This window comes from Flavobacterium frigidarium DSM 17623, from assembly GCF_000425505.1.
GTDB lineage: Bacteria > Bacteroidota > Bacteroidia > Flavobacteriales > Flavobacteriaceae > Flavobacterium > Flavobacterium frigidarium.
Window position 1 is genome coordinate 75,978 of sequence record NZ_AUDO01000004.1, and the last position, 18,313, is coordinate 94,290.

The 18,313-nt window shown below is 31.6% G+C and carries 16 protein-coding genes; 14 read left to right on the forward strand and 2 right to left on the reverse strand.

The genetic code is table 11. From position 1 onward, the window contains the following. Positions 1-4: 4 nt before the first annotated feature. Both H603_RS0102665 and H603_RS0102670 read right to left on the reverse strand, forming a co-directional pair. Positions 5-1,414 (reverse strand): RagB/SusD family nutrient uptake outer membrane protein, encoded by a 1,410-nt coding sequence (locus H603_RS0102665; protein ID WP_026707130.1) that lies wholly within the window; start codon positions 1,412-1,414, stop codon positions 5-7. A gap of 18 nt (positions 1,415-1,432) precedes the next feature. Beyond that, on the reverse strand, positions 1,433-4,426 hold the full coding sequence (locus tag H603_RS0102670; RefSeq protein ID WP_084157705.1) for a SusC/RagA family TonB-linked outer membrane protein: 2,994 nt from the start codon (positions 4,424-4,426) through the stop codon (positions 1,433-1,435). Between the two features lie 914 nt (positions 4,427-5,340). On the opposite strand from H603_RS0102670, the gene H603_RS0102675 reads away from it, so the two are divergent. From H603_RS0102675 to H603_RS0102735, 14 genes are all read left to right on the forward strand, one after another. Further along, complete coding sequence (locus H603_RS0102675) at positions 5,341-5,577, forward strand: helix-turn-helix domain-containing protein (RefSeq protein WP_026707132.1); 237 nt, start codon at positions 5,341-5,343, stop codon at positions 5,575-5,577. A 2,105-nt stretch (positions 5,578-7,682) separates the two neighbouring features. Next, positions 7,683-8,681, forward strand: coding sequence for a DUF4062 domain-containing protein (locus tag H603_RS0102685; protein WP_026707133.1), 999 nt, complete (start codon positions 7,683-7,685; stop codon positions 8,679-8,681). 193 nt (positions 8,682-8,874) lie between these two features. Further along, a complete protein-coding gene (locus H603_RS16315; RefSeq protein ID WP_051219108.1) occupies positions 8,875-9,876 on the forward strand; it encodes an IS30 family transposase in 1,002 nt (333 codons plus the stop codon). Positions 9,877-10,054: 178 nt separating this feature from the next. Next, complete coding sequence (locus H603_RS0102695) at positions 10,055-10,456, forward strand: hypothetical protein (protein ID WP_026707134.1); 402 nt, start codon at positions 10,055-10,057, stop codon at positions 10,454-10,456. A 1-nt stretch (position 10,457) separates the two neighbouring features. Next, a complete protein-coding gene (locus H603_RS0102700; RefSeq protein WP_026707135.1) occupies positions 10,458-11,732 on the forward strand; it encodes a hypothetical protein in 1,275 nt (424 codons plus the stop codon). 170 nt (positions 11,733-11,902) lie between these two features. Continuing rightward, on the forward strand, positions 11,903-12,739 hold the full coding sequence (locus H603_RS0102705; RefSeq protein WP_051219110.1) for a carboxypeptidase-like regulatory domain-containing protein: 837 nt from the start codon (positions 11,903-11,905) through the stop codon (positions 12,737-12,739). A 166-nt stretch (positions 12,740-12,905) separates the two neighbouring features. Beyond that, positions 12,906-13,352 (forward strand): hypothetical protein, encoded by a 447-nt coding sequence (locus H603_RS0102710; RefSeq protein ID WP_026707137.1) that lies wholly within the window; start codon positions 12,906-12,908, stop codon positions 13,350-13,352. A 399-nt stretch (positions 13,353-13,751) separates the two neighbouring features. Then, complete coding sequence (locus tag H603_RS0102715) at positions 13,752-14,204, forward strand: DUF1569 domain-containing protein (protein WP_026707138.1); 453 nt, start codon at positions 13,752-13,754, stop codon at positions 14,202-14,204. Positions 14,205-14,427: 223 nt separating this feature from the next. Continuing rightward, a complete protein-coding gene (locus H603_RS17770; protein ID WP_035675253.1) occupies positions 14,428-14,613 on the forward strand; it encodes a helix-turn-helix domain-containing protein in 186 nt (61 codons plus the stop codon). A 31-nt stretch (positions 14,614-14,644) separates the two neighbouring features. After that, entirely contained in the window at positions 14,645-14,767 is a 123-nt protein-coding gene (locus H603_RS17705) for a hypothetical protein (protein WP_262487948.1), read from the forward strand. Between the two features lie 20 nt (positions 14,768-14,787). Further along, entirely contained in the window at positions 14,788-15,174 is a 387-nt protein-coding gene (locus tag H603_RS16325; protein ID WP_026707139.1) for a sensor histidine kinase, read from the forward strand. A 1,093-nt stretch (positions 15,175-16,267) separates the two neighbouring features. Beyond that, positions 16,268-16,783, forward strand: a complete 516-nt coding sequence (locus tag H603_RS0102725) for a DUF4402 domain-containing protein (protein ID WP_026707140.1) — start codon at positions 16,268-16,270, stop codon at positions 16,781-16,783. Positions 16,784-16,942: 159 nt separating this feature from the next. After that, positions 16,943-17,359 carry a DUF4402 domain-containing protein gene (locus H603_RS16330; protein ID WP_169628281.1) on the forward strand — a complete coding sequence of 139 codons (417 nt, stop codon included), beginning with the start codon at positions 16,943-16,945 and terminating at the stop codon, positions 17,357-17,359. 157 nt (positions 17,360-17,516) lie between these two features. Next, a complete protein-coding gene (locus H603_RS0102735; RefSeq protein WP_157510382.1) occupies positions 17,517-18,278 on the forward strand; it encodes a fimbrial biogenesis chaperone in 762 nt (253 codons plus the stop codon). Positions 18,279-18,313 lie beyond the last annotated feature (35 nt).

The window sequence follows — 18,313 nt, forward strand, 5'->3', positions numbered from 1 at the left end:
AACTTTAATATCCTGTGTTTTGTGGTTGTAAATTTGGATTTGCGTTCAATTCTAGCTCTGGAATAGGCCACAAAATATCTGAACTGTTCCAGCCTGGTTTTGAAACAGATAGTATTCCATCGACTCTTCCACTGCGCTTTAAATCAAAAAAGCGATGCCCATGTTCCGTAAAAAACTCAAATCTTCGTTGTTTTTGAATTTCAGACAAAATTTCAGAAGTGATAGATGATGTAATTATTGATAAACCAGCGGTCGTCCTTATCTTATTTAAATCTTCTTTTGCACCCGCTATATCGCCTTGTTTGGCTCTTGCCTCGGCTCTAATCAAATATTGTTCTGCTAAGCGCAACACAATAGAATATTCCTGCGAACTTGTTGTTGCAGTACGTAGTTTGTATTTATTAGGATGGTACCAAGTATTTAATCCGGTAGTAACTGACTTTGTCCAATTCACTTTGCGTTGGTCGCCTGTTTCAAATGCATTCATAAAATCGGTACGAAGCGCACAAACTGGTGGTGGTCCTGATATGAAAATAAAAGTTGTACCTTCATTACTGTTTCGTACCGCAGTTGCTGATGCTAATTGCCAAATAGTAGTTTTACTATTTCTTAGAAAAATTTTGTTTAAATCCGTTTCCCAAGCATAAAGCGGACTATTAATAACAGTAGTTGCTTCATTTGCTGCTTCTGTATTTTTATTCCTGTATAAATATACTCTGGCCAACATAGCTTTGGCCACCATTTTATTGGGTTTGACACGATCCGAAGAACTATAGTTTTCAGGCAATCTAGTACTGGCACTTTCCAAATCCTTCGCGATTTCTGTATATACTTCATCAGCAGAACTGCGAGTAACTTTTCTATTAATTTCATAATTGGTTCCTGTAATATAGGGGATGCTACCATAAATTTGCAACAAATAAAAATGCACTAGAGCACGAACAAATAGTGCTTCACCCGAAACTCTATTTTTAACCGCAATAGGTAACCCTGTCGAATTTTCAACACCTTGAATAACCGAATTTGCATTATATATTTGACTATAGCTTGAAGTCCAAAGTGACGCCACAGTAGCATTGTCAGCCGTAAGCGCATTGTTGTAAATAGGTAGGGAAATTGTAGAGTTGGTATAATCTTGTAATTCATCAGCGTATAAGCCCATTCTAACAGATGTACCAGTAGGTAATCCAGATAGGATGCCGCCGTCACGAAGTTGTGCATAGATTTGTGCCATTGCTGCATTTGCTGTCAATTCACTTTCAAAAACTGTAGTTCCTGTAAGCTGAGAATTCGGTAATGGAACCTCTACAAAATCACTACAGGAACTTGAAGACAGTATCAGTGTCAAAACCAAAAGAATGCGATACACCTGAAATGGCTTTGTTAGTACCGATATAAATTGTAAATTTTTCATATTACTATTTTTTGAGGATTAAAAGTTTAATGTCATTCCGCCACTGATCACTTTTAGAGGAGGGAGGAATCCTGAGAACTTAAACTCGGGATCACCTGCTTTGTAGGATGTAAATGTCAGTAGGTTTTGACCTTGAATAAAAAGTTTGCATGTTACATTAGTGGTCGCTTGTAACGGAATATCATAGGAAAGTGAAATATTTTTTAGTCTGATGAAAGAGCCGTCTGTAATTACGGCATCACTTTCTATGTACCTATAATAAGTGCTTACCGCTGCACCATTTAGTCCCGTAGTGTGCAGTTGCGAACTGCTTTGATTCCCAATTTGCTGCCTAGCGTCACTACTAGTGTTGCTTTGGTTTACTTGACTTCCTCCCGGAACATTTGAAATGTAATCGTAATTGTCTCTTTTTACGAACTGCAATAAAAAATCCAATTGCCAATTTCTATAGTCTAATTGGTTTTGGATGCCTCCAAAATATTTAGGAGATAAGTCCTTGCTAATTTGCTTGTCGCCTGCTGTTATGCTTCCATCCCCATTTAAATCTTCAAAATCGTATAATCCTGTTTGTGGATTAACCCCTTTGCTTTGGTATAATTTTACAATATCAATGGATTGTCCAATCACATACCGATTTGCAAAAGTGGAACCTGAAAGATTCGGGAAAGAAAGTAGTTTATTTTTTGCAACGGCCACATTGAAGTTCGTTGACCATTTAAAAGAGTTTGAATCAATATTTAGGGTTCTTACGGAAAATTCAAAACCTGAATTTTCAACGGTAGCATCAAGATTTGCATATAATGACAAGAAACCTGTTGTAGCTGGCATAGGAATACCCACCAATTGATCTGACGAACGATTCCTATAAAATGCTAGCGTGCTAAAAATTCTGTCTTTAAAAAAACCAGTTTCTAAAGCTAATTCTAGTTTACGATTGGTTTCCCATCCAAAATCGGCATTATAAAGTCGTGTAGGTTGTAACCCAATTATGCCCTGATAATTAGCACCAGTTGTACCGTAGGTATCATGAAACTGATAATCTCCAATTTGATCATTGCCCGTAGTTCCATAACTAAAACGGAGTTTTCCAAAATTCATTTTACTATTTGCTGGATTGAATTTTTCTTTGCTAAAAATCCATGCCACACCAATAGCTCCAAAATTAGCATATTGTTTGCCTGGTCCAAATCGGCTGGAACCATCCCGACGACCTGTAAAGTTTAAAAAGTATTTTTCGTTGTAACTGTAATTGATGCGACTAAAAAAAGCTTGATAACGGTATAAAAAGGTATCGCTATTGGTTATGTTTTTTGTAATTGCAGAGGCTAAGTTGTTAATCAGATTGTTGTTTGCAAAACCAATACCCGATTGAAATAGGCGTTCTGTACGTTGCTGTTGACTTGTCATCCCCAGTAGTACATCAAATTTGTGGTTTCCAAAAGTTTTGAAACCTCTTAATTGTGGCTCTATAATCCATGATTGTCTGCTGGTAAGGTTTAAGTACATTAAGGAATTGTCACTCCCAACTTCGTAAACGGGATTGTAAATGGTGGATGGTATCGTTCTAACTTCCTTGGTTTTTAAATCGGTAAAACCAAAATTTGATTTTATTTCTAAACCTGGAATTAGTTCATAAGACAACACACTGTTGACTACTAAGTCATTGGTGTTAGCGCGGTAGGTGCTTTTTAGGGGTGCCAAAGGATTTTCGAAGGTATCATTTTCCCAATTCAGATTTCCATTTGAATCGTAGAGTGCGGGAGCGTTTGGTGCCAAATAACGCGCTGTTAATGTCAAATCTGTCGCTGCTTGTAGATTATCTTGTGCCGTGTAATTTCCCGAAAAAGAGATTTTGAATTTCTTATCCAAAGAAGTGTGGTTTATTGAGGTAAGAATCCCTCCTTTAATGTACCTGAAATCTCCCGGAAGGACTGTTCCCTCGGTTCTGTAGTTCCCACTGATCAAGAATTGTGTTGTTTCACTACCACCAGAAATACTGGTTCTAAAGTCATTAATTGTTGCGGAACCGCCTAATAATTCCTTTTGCCAATTGGTATATCGAGTTTGATCCCAAGCTCCATTTACATCATAATCGGTATCCGATATTGGAATTCCATCATTGATAAATGCTTGTTTACGCATCGACAGATACTGCTGCGTATTCATCAAATTTACAAATTTAGTCGCTGAACCAACGGCTGTTGAGGCAGTTACTGAAATGTTTGTTTTACCTGATTTTCCTTTTTTTCGGGTAATTAAGACCACACCATTTGCTCCCCTTGAACCGTAAATTGCAGTCGCATCGGCATCTTTTAATACTTCGATGCTTTCTATATCATTGGGGTTAATACTGTTGAGCGGGCTGGCTTGGCTTGGTAATGCCGTTGATGTGTTCGCACTTCCTATGGACTCGTTTGAATAGGGAACTCCATCAATAATGTATAATGGTTCATTCCCATCAAGACGAATACTGTTGCGACCTCTAATTTTAATTTGGAAACCACCACCTGGAGTTCCCCCATCTTGAATGATATTGACACCTGCCAATCTTCCTTGCATTGCAGCTAGTACATTTGTGACAGGTTGCTTGTCGATGTCTTTTGCAGTCATCCTTGCAATGCTACCGGTTTGCTCTTTTTCTTTAATAGAATAATAACCGGCATTTATAACGATTTCTTTTAAAGTAGTTGCGTCTTCAGTCAATTTTACATTGATAGTTGCTTGATCTGCAACTTCAATTTGAATCGTTTTATAGCCTAAATAGGAAAAAACCAAAACATCATTCTCCGCTGCTAGTATTGAATAATTTCCATTTTCATCTGAAAATGCTGTTATTGGCTTGTTTTTAACCTTTATGGTTACGCCGGGAACTATAATAGTATCAACGGTGATTTTACCTTTTATAGATCGTGTTTGAGCATTCAGTCCTGTTATGAAGCACAGGAAGAGGATGCAGTACAGTTTGGACAGTTGCGTTATTGTCCAAAACTCCAAAAATGATTTTTTTTTCATACTTTTGAATTGGTTAAATGAGACTTCGGTTTAGTTTGCTTTGGTCCTCTATTCGTCCACCAAGAAGAGTTAGAGGGCCTTTTTTATTTGATTAATTACGATAATTCTTATGCATAAATCTCTATTTTTTATTACTTCAGAGGAATTAATTTACCTATGTACTTTGTTTAATAGTTGTTGTTGTACTTTATGATCCAAATATTAAATTAATGATGCGTGATTTGTTATTACTTTTAGAAAGACTTTTAGAAGTAAGCACCAGAAGTATAAATTCAAAAATATAAATGCATTTTATAGATAAAATGGATTTTTTTTTAGTTAAACAGTATTTCTTGTTTTAGTTAGTTAATTCTTGCCTTTCGATTAATATGATTATTACAAGTGAAATTTTTTACGTCCCCTTTTTTTATTTCAATAATTGCGAAATTTTTTTAATTATAAAGGAAAGTACACTGCCATTGCCAGTTGCAGCCCGACTCAGGCAGTGCGTTTCCAAACAAACTAATTCAACAGTTAATGATATTGCGAGGCTGAAAAAGAAGAGGCAGTGCTAAGAAATGAAGCGAGTTTTGCCTAAATAATAGGCATAAAAAATGGCATGGAACTCAGCTTATCGTTATCGGGGTACTGGCGGTACCTTACCACGAATAAGTGAGCCCACGCCATGGGACGTGAGCATCTTACTTATCATCTCGTGGTTATTTAAACGCCAGTTTTCGATAACGAGATTCAAAGCGAATGCTTCAAATTTTTTAAATGAAGAATCGCAAATTTATTTAATTAAATATTCATAGCAAATATTACTTGGTAAAAATTTAAATATTAGACAAATATAACAAAAAATATTTATTTGTTATAAGTTCTTATAACATTTTTTAAAATAAATATAACGCTTTTTGTTTAAAAGCTACAATATGGATAAATTCAAGGAAGAACAGTTAAAAAAATTTGGTCTACATATTAAAAATCTGCGTAAAGAATTAAATTTAAGCCAAGATAACGTAGCATTAAATAGTGATAAACTTATCAAAGCTACAATAAGCGATATAGAAAATGGTAAAAGAAATTTGTCTTTTACTACACTTTTAGATTTAGCGAAAGGATTAGGCAAACATCCTAGAGAGTTATTAGAGTATATTCAATATAAATAATTTTGTTTAATATTTTATAATTTAAGGATATCCAAGGACCTTTTTTTATTTAATTTGTATTCAACTCTGGCAATAGTATTTGATTTCCTTCATCGCGAATTAAAAGACCACTGAAAATAGCTATTACTATTTAAAAATTGTAACTTTTTAAATTACATGTAAAACTTAAAAATTTCTAAACATTTGATAAAGTGTTACCTATTGATATTATAATTTAGTTGGCTACAACTTACCTTAATATAAAACAAAGAGTGGATATTAAAAATTTGTAATTATAAAAATATGTGGAAGATTTAAAATTAAAATTACAACAACTACCTGAACGAATTGATCCTTTAAAAGACCCAATAAATACAGAGGAAGCGAAGAAAATCTTTTTTTAATGATTATTATTTAAATACTAGGTTATAATATCTTTAATGCAATGGAAGTATCCTGAAAACTTTTGTAATAGTCATACTAAAATAGTGAGAAAATAGATTATGTAATTAAAAAAGACGGCGCACCAATTTTATTATTAGATGTGAAAATTGGAATGAAAATATTAACACTAATAATTCTTAGTATTATAGATATTATACCTTTCAAAATCTCCCTTAAAGTTTGAACAAATGGTTATATTTATAATTTTATGCCGACTTAGAGAAACCAAATGTTATGGATAAAAAAAACTTGTCCCACTGTAAATTTATCCGACTTGACAGAAACAAGTTTAAAATTTTTCCAAAAATGGTTGTAATCTTGAGAAAACTTTAGATTCACAGAAGGACTAAATTATACAAAAGAAATTCGGAAAGAATTCGGAAAAGAAATATTAGAACGTTCCAATAAAACGTTTCTTCTTTTAGTTAATCGATTTGCAATAAACCTATGGCTGCTCCAAGATTAGTTTTATTTAAGAAATATATTAAAAAAGCATTTTTTACTCCAATAAACGAAACAACAAGCTTCAGATTAATAAATGCTTTAAATATATCTTAAACCCTTCCTTCAAAAGCATCTGAACAAACAATTGCGATTGGCAAAAATTTTGAAACTCCAAAGTAAATCACAGCAGAAGATGAAATTGAGAGTTCCCAAATTGTAAAAAAAGTTTTAAGAGAAGATTTACCTTTGTCTAGAATTGCATTTAGAAATACTCAATAATATTTTGGTATTTAATTTAATGATAATAGAAAAAAAAGATTTGAATTCTACTTTTTTATTTCTCGAATAAATACTTTGAAATTTCCCACAAAGGAAAAATAATGGAGATATAAAAGTTAATTAACCCGTATTGACGAAATCCTTGACTTTCAAACTAAATTATTAGCGCCAATAAGAAATTGCGAATAACTGAACATAAAATAAAAAGAGCTAACAATCTTATTTATAAAACTTTAAGTTAGTGCAGTTATTGCTTTGCAGAACGTTTTCATTAAACAGGAAGTTTTCATCTTCAATTATTGCAAACGAAGTGGGGCATAAGAATAGTAATTTTTATAGGACCTAAACATTGTACTAAACAACCTTTGAAATAAATATTTATGAATTATGTACTCTTTATTACTACTGCATTTTAAATTTTATAATATTTAATTTAAAAAGAAATAAAAGAAAGTTATTAATGCTTTAAAAAAAAATTATAAACAACTCAAAATCAACTGCTAATATATATGTAATTTTAGCAAAATAAATTCGTCGTTCAAATAAAAACAATTAAAACAATATAAGATAACTGTTATATATAAAAAAAAGGAAATTAAAAGATGCTTACACACACTTTTTTATATACTATACTGAGAACTATAAAGAATTACAGAAAATATTTTAAATGGTGGTTATTACATTTAAAAGTGAAGTTTTAGCAATTTCACCAAAAGAATTTAAATCGGAATCCACTTATCTAATATATACAGAAAATATCAGATGCTTATATTGGTAACACACAGATGCAAAAAATATAAAAATTGTTCTGATATTTTGTAAGTTTAAATTTATATATTTGAATTATAAATAAAGCGAAACAAACCTTCACATATCTACCCGATTATAGGTGTCTTTGAGAAGGTTTGTTTCGCCTATATACGAGTTGGCAGTAATTATACCGCAGAAAGAAAAAAATAATGAATAAAAGATATCAAGTTTTTATAAGTTCTACTTATGCCGATTTAAAAGATGAAAGAGCAAAAGTTATACAAACAATAATGGAGTTAGATTGCATACCAGCAGGAATGGAAATTTTTCCTGCGATTGATGAAGAACAATTCGAATTTATTAAAAAAGTAATTGATGACTGCGATTACTACATATTAATCATAGGAGGAAGATATGGCTCAATTTCTGCAGAAGGCATAAGTTATACAGAAATGGAATATGATTATGCTATCTCAAAAAACATAAAAGTGATTGCTTTTATTCATTCAAGTCCTGATGAAATTCCTTTAGGAAAGTCTGAAAAAGATTCAGCTTTAAGACAAAAGCTTCAAGATTTTAAAGATAAAGTAGCAACAAATAGATTAATTAAGTTTTGGAAAAATGCAGAGGAATTGCCTGGTTTAGTAGCTTTAAATTTACCTAAAACAATTAAGACATATCCCGCAGTTGGATGGATAAGAGCAAATGCGACATCAAACCCTGAAGTCTATGTTGAGTTAAACGAAATAAGAAAAGAAAATCAAGAGTTAAAATCACAAATAACAATAAATGAAAACAAACTCGAAATAGAGAATCTTGCAGAAATTGAAGATTTGATTGAAGTTTCAGGAAAACATACATATTGGAATAATCAAAATCATCAAGATGTTGAATCAAATTGGTCTAAAAAATTAACTTGGGGTGAAATTTTTGCACTAATATCACCTTATCTTTTAAAGAAACCTAATGACTCAAAAGTAAAAGAAAAACTTTCACAAGCTATATACGAGACAATACATAATTTTGTAGATTCTGGAATAAGTTACATAAGAGATCAAGATTTTCAAACTATAAAAATTCAATTTTCAGCTTTAAAGCTAATTGAATTAGATGCTATTACTGATAAAAATGGACAAATAAACTTAATATGGAGTACAACAGAAAAAGGTCAAAGTTTGATGTTAAATTTACGAACTAAAAAAAAATAACTACTGCCAACCGCTGTTTTGATATAGCTGGAATTTAGTGGAATTATCGTTTCGCATCAAGTTTTCGTTAAGCCGAAAATTGAGCGGTTACGAACTTCCAGCCATCTCAAAGCAGCAAAACGTTGGCAGAAATGCTAAAGCAGAGTCAAGAATCTAACGCAATTTTATAACAAAAAATGTATAAAATTGTAGTATGAAAACAGCTTACAAAAGACTCAATCGTGATCATAGAATTGAGATTGAAAAACTCATTGCTTTAGGCAGAAATAACAAGCAAATTGCCACTGCTCTATCCGTTCATCCTAGCACCATTACTAGGGAACTGAAAAGAGTTAAAAATGAGCCTTATAATAACATAAAAGCAGAAGTGAATTACGTTCATAATCTTATGGACAAAAGATTAGGGAAATCTAAAATTAACAGTAATCCAAAGCTTAAAAATTTTGTACATTCACGCTTAGAATTACACTGGTCTCCTAAGCAAATTTCGGACGCTCTAAAACAATTTTACCCATTAGATTCAACAATGCAAATTTCACACGAAAGTATCTATTATCACATCTATATTCAACCAAAAAAAGAGGTAGAAAAACTACTAATATCACAACTTAGGCAGAAGAGAAAATATCGTGGAAACACACGTAGAGGTGTTGATAAAAGAACGACTATAAAAGACCCAATTCGTATTGATGAAAGACCTTCTGAAGTACTTACTCGAGAAATACCAGGACACTGGGAAGGTGACTTAGTGCTAGGAAAAAACAGAGAAAGTGCCATTGGAACACTTGTAGAAAGAACCACTCGCTTTCTAATAATTGTTCACCTAAAAAAGAAAGACTCAACCGCTGTTAGAAAGGCTTTTGAAAGAGAATTTAGAAAGCTTCCTACTAACTTGAAACTTTCTCTTACTTATGACAATGGAACCGAAATGGCACAACACAAAACATTTACTAAAAACAGCAAAGTTAAAGTGTATTTTGCTCATCCATATAGTCCTTGGGAAAGACCTACAAATGAAAATACAAATGGACTAATTAGAAACTATTTTCCTAAAGGAACAGACTTTAATTTAGTGACTAAAAAACAACTCAAAGTAGTCCAAAATCAAATCAATGAAAGGCCACGACAAACACTTGAATATGAATCGCCTTTGAATACAATTAGCAGATTATATATGAATCAAAATTTTATTTAATACGTAGGTAAATTCAAAATAAATCGTAGCTTTATTTTTTGAATTTAGAAAGCCTAAACACAATCAAAATTGCTTTCTGAATTAGAAAAATAAGGCAAAAATAAAACCCAATGAAATTGCGCTAGAAACTTGAATCCGCCTAAAAAAACTGAGAGAATACAACAACTTAACCTAACAGATGAAATTAAAATATTTAAAAGAAATTAGTGCTCTGCCTTGCGAGTTAGAGTCATTTGTCGAACAAGATAGAATTTCGTTTCGCTGGGTTTTTTCAGACATCAATGATAAAAGAAATTTTGAACCTGTTTACAAAGATCCTAAAAGGCAACAAACAACTTGTGCAGGTTTTGCATTATCCTTTTACGATAACCAAATTTTAGCAAAAAAACGACTGCTTGAATTAACAAAAGATAAAGAGAATTTATTTAAAAAATTAGGAACTCATATAGCACTTGGTAATTTAGAAAAAAGTGATGGTATTTCTAATAAATCAAACTTCAGAGGTCATTTTGACCATTTTGAATATGATAATATAATTTTAAATAGTAAATTTGAAATCGTTGAAAAAGTAGTAAAATAAGATGATAAATCTTTCAGGAATTCATACCGAAAAATTGGGATTACCAACAAACAAGTTTGTTGGTAATCTCTTGTTTGCAGAATTTTCAACTACAATTATATTTTCTGACGAGGAAAACAATCCCATTATAAAAGAATGGGTTGATTGTTCTGATGACGGAGAAATTGACAGATACTTTTATTATAAAAGTTCCAGATTTTGGTTAAAAAAGTTTATTAACGGAATAATTTCACACCAAGATTTAATTTTAAATTCAATTGATGGATTATTGCACTTTCAAGATGAGTCCAATTCTACAACTCTCAACAACTTTATACTTTCAAATAATTATTTACCAAATGAATATAAACCTTCAAGTGATTTCTTCTTAAATGAAGATGACGCTGTAGAGATTGATAAGATTAAGGATTATTTTGAATTAGAAAAAGAAAAAGACAGTATTCCAATTAAGGAAACTATTAAAGAAATTTCAATAGCAAAAAAATCAGAAACCTTAAATATACATTTACATCAAGGTCGAGGAATTGGTTTCGGAACTGTTAATACTGAGATATTAGGTAAAACATTGACAAAATTTGACAAATTATACAAAGATGTCGCATTAGATATTCACCTTGGGAAAAATAGAGGAGAATCAAAGCTTACTAAAGCTAAAAAAGAAAAATTAAACCCTTTTGTCTCTACTGAAGTATATTGGAATATAGCAGCATCGTATAGTGTGTTAATAAGACCTAAAGCTTCCGAATATGATTTATTCAAACAAACCTCAAATACTGAAATAATTGCACAAAGAGTTTTTCTCTTACTAAATAATAGCGAAGACTCTGAATTGTTGAAAAATGAATATCTACAACATAGTGACTTTACTATGAGTTCATATAAGGCATTCTTGAAAAACATATATGAACTAGAATTAAATCTAGAACTTAATTGGTTCAGCCCATTAAACTTTAATGAGTTAGATCAAAATATAAACTACAAAGAAGCAAATGCAAGGTTGAAAATAATTGAAAACCTAAATGTAGTCGACAACGATAATTTTACACAAATAGGTAAATTCAGAGCTTTAAACTGTGATACTGGACATTACAACTTCGTAAGTAACGATAGCGAGCAATTTAATGGATATTTTGACAAACTTATAAAAGAGGGTTCTGACAGAATAAATTTTATAGACATATATGAAATAAAAATCTCAAGACAAATTAAAAAAGAACCTGGAATAAGTGAAGCAAAAGTTACTGATACAATACTAGCTTTTTACAAAAAAGAATAAATAACAATAAAGCACTATCTGCCAACAGCTGTTTTGATATAGCTGGAGTTTAGTGGAATTACCGTTTCGCATCAAGTTTTCGTTAAGCCGAAAACTAAGCGGTTACGAACTTCCAGCCATCTCAAAGCAGCGAGACGTTATCTGTCATTTTACCCAAAAAAACCGTTTAAATGAAAAAAGTTAAATTTACACTACTATTTATTTTAATTACAATTAGTTTTCATGCTCAAAAAATTACAGGAAAAATTTTGGATGAAAATAACAATCCCATTTCTGAAGCAAGAATCGGAATTCAAAACAAAGAAATTGGCGGTGTAACAGACAGTAATGGACATTACACTATTGACTTAACTAACATTGATAAAACCGAAACTTTCAAAGTGATAGCTAATGAATATGAACCTTTTAAAGTTTCAATTGCTGAATTCATCAAATCTCAAAATCATACTTATTACCTAAAGAAAAAAATTATTAATCTTGAAACAGTAATAATCAATCCCAAAAAATATGTCTATAAGAATTTAGGAACTTCAAATACTAAAAAAGCATATTTTGGAATTGATTCAAATGACCCAGACGATGTTTTTATAGAACACGCCGTAAAAATTAAAAACAAAAAGAAACTAAAGATAAAGAACATAAATATTAATATTGTTGATTTCAAATTTGAAAAAACTGCAACATTTATTTTTGACATACAAAATGAAAAAAATGGTTTCCCTGATGATTCTCAATCTTTAGTTAATGAAACTTTAAAATTGAATGTTAGCGAAAATGACATAAAAAACAAGAAATTGTCTATCGATGTATCTGATAAAAATATTTGGACAGATAAAGATTTTTTTGTCTTAGTAAGAATTGCAGAAGACTTTAAAGGAAAACTTTCTTTTGGTGGAAATATTTTTGCTTTTTCAAAAGATACTTATTACAGAAATTATTTTGGAGAATGGAAAAAATATTCAGGAGGTGAACCGTCTATAAATGTTGATGTAATGATAGAGAAATAAAAAACGACAGATAACAACCATTTTGAGCTAGCTGGAGTTTAGTGGAATTATCGTTTCGCATCAAGTTTCCGTTAAGCCGAAAAATTAGTGGTTTCGAACTTCCAGCCATCTCAAAGTGGCATAACGTTGTGCGTCATTTTAGCCGAACCGAAACACCGAAAATAATATGAGTAATGAATTAACAGTTGGAATAATTGGTTTATATACTATTGTATATGTAATTGTATTCTTTGTGCAAAAATCACAAATCGACCAAACAAAAGAAATAAACGCATCGATGAAATCTTTTATGGATATTTTCAAAATAGACGAAGTTAAAAAATATGTTGAAATGAGAAACGAACGTGTAATGGAAGACGCTTCTAAAATGATGATGAATAATCAGAAATTTAAAGAAATGTCAGACCATTTAATAAAAACAACTACAGAGCCATTGCAAGAGTTTTATAAAAAAACAATTAACGACAGACATATTGAATTGTTAAATGTTGTTTCTCAAGTAATAATATCTTTAGAACCAGACGAAAGAGAAAAATTCATAAAAGAAGTTTTACCAAATAACCAACAAGCTCTTATGGATATGTTGATTGACCACGAAAAAAATAAGCCTTAACGCTATTATATTCTTTTCTTGAAACAATTTTGTGTTTTAATAAAAATCCAAATCTTTCATCAAAAACATTTTTTTCTTTTTTTTTGAGTAAATTACATATAAAATTAAGCATAATAATTAATTTTTAAAACTGTTTCCGAATTAAACGGTGCGGAAGCGAAACCGAAAATTGAAACGTGAAAATTGGAGTAAATAAAAAAACCGAAGGCATAACAGCAGTTACACAATACACAAGGCTTTTGTGGAATTATCGTTTCGCAACACGTTTTCGTTTAGCGGAAAATACTCGGATTTCCGAATCCTTGTGCATCGTGTAGCTGCAAACCGTTATAGGCAAGTGTAGCGCAGAGTCAAGAATCTAACGCAATAGTAATACTGAAATTCTAAAAGTACAAGACTGTGAAAAACGCCTTTAATCAAAATGATACTGCCGAGTTCATCCAACGAATTGAAAGATTATCATCAACATCACAACCTAATTGGGGAAAAATGGACGTTGCAAAAATGTTGGCTCATTGTAACGTAACTTATGAAAAAATTTACGAGGACATTCATCCGAAACCAAATGCTTTAAAAAAACTATTGCTGAAAATGTTTGTAAAAAATGTTGTAGTCAGTGAAAACCCTTATAAAAAGAACGGACAAACAGCACCCGAATTTATTATTAAAAATAGTAGAGATTTTGAATCCGAAAAAAAGCGGTTAATCGAATATATAGTGAAGGCACAACAACTTGGAGATAGTCATTTTGTCGGAAAGAAATCTCATTCATTTGGAATTTTGACAAAACATGAATGGAGCAATATGTTAACAAAACATCTTGACCATCATTTGACACAATTTGGGGTTTAATAAAAGTGAGGTAAACAATTAGCCATCCGCTAATACAAGTCTTGCACAATTTGCGAATTTATTGGAATTATTTATTTTTTATCATGTTTTTTTTACCGAAAATAGTAGTCTTCGTAAATCGCAAACTATGCAAGGCGCGGGAGCGTTGTTCGATATTTTGACTCAGAGTTAGAGAATTCAATAATCTAGCGCAACAAATGATAAATTTTATCTTTGTTGAATTATGAATAAAACCTACAAGCGATTAACTTTAAGTGAACGGATAATTATACAGACTTTGTTATGTGAAAAAAAGTCTAAAAATTATATGGCTATTTATATAAATATATCTCGTTTAACTGTAAATAATGAGCTTAAAAAATGGCTGATAGAATTTACTGACACCTACAGTGTAACATTTGCTCATTAGTGTGCTCCAACAATTAGCACCACTAAAAGATATGAAAACCTACGTGGCTAAGATGTTACGCCCAAGCGATCATCTACAACAATTTGTCGAAAGTTACCGTAAGCTTGCGATGTTACCATCTCCTAAGAAGAAAAAATACCACTCCAAAAACTAATTACAAACAGCTTAGAAGTCATGCCTTCTTTATTTAAGAAAGATAAAATTGAAGTTTTAAATACCATTTTACTAAATAATTGGCCAAATATTGATGCGCAACAAATGGAACAAGTCTTTATCAACTTGTTGACAAACTGCATTTATGCTTTGAATGATAAGGAGCAAAAAAAGGTATTTATTTCGGCGGAAGCCAAAGAAAACAGAACATTTATTACTATTTCAAATAACGGTAAAGGAATTGACCCCGAAATTGAAAACAAGATTTTCTTGCCCTTTTTCACCACCCGAAAAGAAGGCGCAGGAATTGGATTAACTTTATCTAATAATATTGTAGAATGGCATGGTGGATATCTTGCGTACTATAATGAAGTAAACAAAACGTCTTTTGTATTTTTTTTGATTTAATTATCTCTTTTTAATCTTTTAGTTTGACTGTCTTGGTATAAGCAACAAAAAGATAGTTCTCTAATCTTTTAAGACTATTTAAAACATCTTTATATAACAATACAATATATTATTAAATTAATGCTGCCAGAAGAAATAGAGTAGCCACCTGTTTGGGCTTTCCAGATTTTAGTTAACTATGAAATATAGCGGACGTGAATAGTTACATGCTATTATGAACATTGTTGAATAAATCAACTCTATTCAGGTAAATGGTAATTTCGCAAAAAAAATTATGGAAATCATCTATAACAATTTTGCTAGATTTCGACAGCCTCTCCATTGATATTTAACTATTAATTAGCCTTTTCAAAAAGCTAAAAGCTTTGGTTCTTTATTAAAAAACGTAGTCATTGAGTTCTGTATTTTATGGTACAATAGCTGATGATTTCGATTGCAAAATACAATTAAAATCCTTCTAGCAATAAATTTCAGAAAATCATAAAGTTTTAAAAGAAGAAGGCGATATGTGTTAGAGCAATACTAAGATTAGGGAAATCAGAGCTGGGCCACTGCAACTCAACTACCTTCAAATAAAATCTGAGATACAAAAGATTACTGATTGCTAATTCGAGAAGATTAAAATTTAATCATTTTTAGTGCTTAAAAGACAGATTATTAATTCCATCTCTAATGGGTTGAATACTTATACTTTAAGAAGCAAATAAAATACTCAAAATTAGGGTATGCAAACCAAAGTATAAAAAAATATAGTTAAGAAATTAGATCATTATAGTAACAGCTCTAAATGGAAAGAAATAAGAATTCTATTATTTTACGATGTTAGTTTTTAATTTTTTTAGAAGTATAATTATTTAAATTCTTCAACAAATCTTATGATATCGCTAAATATTAAATAACGATTAATTTTCATCAATATCGTGAATGTTTCGACCATTAGTGTTTAAAACTTTTCAATAAGTGGTACAAATTACCTCTTAATTAAGTAACTAATCGGTTATTCTAATTATGTTGCACTTATTACTTCTTGCTTTGCAAGCAAAAATGGTTGCTCTTATTTTGTACAATAATTAATCTTTAAATCATTTTCAATATGAAAAAAATTACCCTTGTTATTTCAATGATTGCTCTTTATGTCGGTTTTTCATCTACGGCTTCTGCACAAGTAACAGCTTCTGCACCAACTCATGCAACAGTTGTTGCTCCAATATCTATTGCACTAGATACTGATATGAATTTTGGTAACGTAGCTGTGTCGTCTTCTGCTGGATCGGTAATCTTAGCACCTGATAGTGGACGTACTAAAACCCTAGGAGCTACATTACCTGCAACACCAGGTACAGTAACTGCCGCTCAATTTACAGTAAGTGGTGAGGCTGGTTACACGTTTATAATTACGCTACCTACTACAGACTTTACTATTACTAAAGCTACTACTCTTGAAACAATGACTTTAAATTCTTTTAATAGTACACCAGATGCAACTGGTACATTAACTGCTGGTTCTGAAATTATACTTGTAGGTGCGACATTAAACATTGGTGCAAATCAAGTAGCCGGTTTATATGAAAACGCAACAGGCTTTGATGTGACAGTAAACTATAACTAGAAATTTTAAAAGGGTACTGCTGATTTTGGCAGTACCCTTCTAAATAATTTTGTACATGTACTTTGCATCGAAAAAGATAAATGAATGAAAATTGATAATCTCATCAAAACTGAAAATTTACTGTTATTGCTATTTTTTTTACCTTATTATTATACGATTATGGCGCAGGCTCCCGTTTCCATTTTAAAAAACACGGACCTAAATTTTGGTATTATAACTGTCTCATCTACTTCAGGAAGTGTCGTTCTATCAACTTCTGGGTTAAGAACTTCTTCAGGTGGAATATTTTTGCCAGCGTTTACCGGGACTGTTTCTGCAGCTCAGTTTATAGTATCGGGTGAACCATATTACACCTATTCTATAACCTTACCTGACGTTTTCACACTTTATGAATCTGGAACTGGTCCTTCATATATGACTGTAAATTCTTTAACAAGCAGTCCTTCTACCGCTGGTTCTTTGGCAACTGGTACAGAAACTATTTTTATTGGTGCAACACTGAATGCCGAAGCCTCGCAAACTCCAGGATCATATAACAGTTCCACTGGTCTTGAAGTGATGGTGAACTACAATTAGAACTGCGAACAAACAGTTAGCATTTTGCACATTTCCTTTTACTTTTTATAAATGCTGACTATCAATACTATTACTAGAACATAATAATGAATAAATCCCTATGAAAGAAAAAATTTCACTTGTTATACTACTATTTTTATATTTTAATTCTTCTGCAATGTCACAGGGCAACTTGATGATTTTCCCAAAACGTGTTAGCTTCGAAGGTATCCAAAAAAGAATGGAAGTAATCAATCTTTCAAACGTAGGGAAGGATACCGCTACTTACAAGCTATCATTCAAGCAGATAAAAATGGATGAGAACGGTAAATTTATTTCTATTGAAGAACCGGAACCTAACCAGCATTTTGCATCTCCCTATTTAAGATTTTACCCACGTACTGTTACTCTTCCTCCTAATGGATCACAGACGGTAAAAATACAGTTGGTTGGAACTAATGAAATACAACAAGGTGAATACCGCTCCCATCTATACATACGAGGCGTCGCCAAAAATAGTGTTTTAGGTGAGAAAGATTCCAATGACGAATCTGGAAATTTAAGTATCAGTGTAAAGCCGGTATTTGGAATATCGCTTGCTAATATTATTACTATTGGAGAAACCTCTGCAACTGTATCACTATCGGATCTGGCAGTACAAAACTCCCAAGAGGGAATGATCCTTTCTTTAAATTTTAATAGGAGTGGCAACAGCTCAAGTTACGGTAACATACAGGTAAACCATATTTCTACATCAGGAATCATCATCAACGCAGCCACTATCAAAGGTTTTGCTGTTTACGTTCCTGGAAATTTACGTAGAACGAAAATTAAACTTGTTACCACTTCAAATATAGATTATACCAAAGGACAACTTCAGGTCATTTATTCAACACAAGACAAAACCGTGAAATATGCTGAAGCAAGTCTAGTTTTATAATATTAAAAAACATATGATCTTTATAGTCCTCACAG

What these genes read in the sequence shown, in the direction of transcription:
- H603_RS0102700 (WP_026707135.1), top strand. Translation starts at nt 10,458, where the DNA reads ATGATAAATCTTTCAGGAATTCATACCGAAAAATTGGGATTACCAACA.
- H603_RS0102670 (WP_084157705.1), bottom strand. Translation starts at nt 4,426, where the DNA reads ATGAAAAAAAAATCATTTTTGGAGTTTTGGACAATAACGCAACTGTCC.
- H603_RS16315 (WP_051219108.1), top strand. Translation starts at nt 8,875, where the DNA reads ATGAAAACAGCTTACAAAAGACTCAATCGTGATCATAGAATTGAGATT.
- H603_RS0102710 (WP_026707137.1), top strand. Translation starts at nt 12,906, where the DNA reads ATGAGTAATGAATTAACAGTTGGAATAATTGGTTTATATACTATTGTA.
- H603_RS0102675 (WP_026707132.1), top strand. Translation starts at nt 5,341, where the DNA reads ATGGATAAATTCAAGGAAGAACAGTTAAAAAAATTTGGTCTACATATT.
- H603_RS17705 (WP_262487948.1), top strand. Translation starts at nt 14,645, where the DNA reads ATGAAAACCTACGTGGCTAAGATGTTACGCCCAAGCGATCATCTACAA.
- H603_RS0102735 (WP_157510382.1), top strand. Translation starts at nt 17,517, where the DNA reads ATGTCACAGGGCAACTTGATGATTTTCCCAAAACGTGTTAGCTTCGAA.
- H603_RS0102665 (WP_026707130.1), bottom strand. Translation starts at nt 1,414, where the DNA reads ATGAAAAATTTACAATTTATATCGGTACTAACAAAGCCATTTCAGGTG.
- H603_RS0102685 (WP_026707133.1), top strand. Translation starts at nt 7,683, where the DNA reads ATGAATAAAAGATATCAAGTTTTTATAAGTTCTACTTATGCCGATTTA.
- H603_RS16325 (WP_026707139.1), top strand. Translation starts at nt 14,788, where the DNA reads ATGCCTTCTTTATTTAAGAAAGATAAAATTGAAGTTTTAAATACCATT.
- H603_RS0102695 (WP_026707134.1), top strand. Translation starts at nt 10,055, where the DNA reads ATGAAATTAAAATATTTAAAAGAAATTAGTGCTCTGCCTTGCGAGTTA.
- H603_RS0102725 (WP_026707140.1), top strand. Translation starts at nt 16,268, where the DNA reads ATGAAAAAAATTACCCTTGTTATTTCAATGATTGCTCTTTATGTCGGT.
- H603_RS0102705 (WP_051219110.1), top strand. Translation starts at nt 11,903, where the DNA reads ATGAAAAAAGTTAAATTTACACTACTATTTATTTTAATTACAATTAGT.
- H603_RS17770 (WP_035675253.1), top strand. Translation starts at nt 14,428, where the DNA reads ATGAATAAAACCTACAAGCGATTAACTTTAAGTGAACGGATAATTATA.
- H603_RS16330 (WP_169628281.1), top strand. Translation starts at nt 16,943, where the DNA reads ATGGCGCAGGCTCCCGTTTCCATTTTAAAAAACACGGACCTAAATTTT.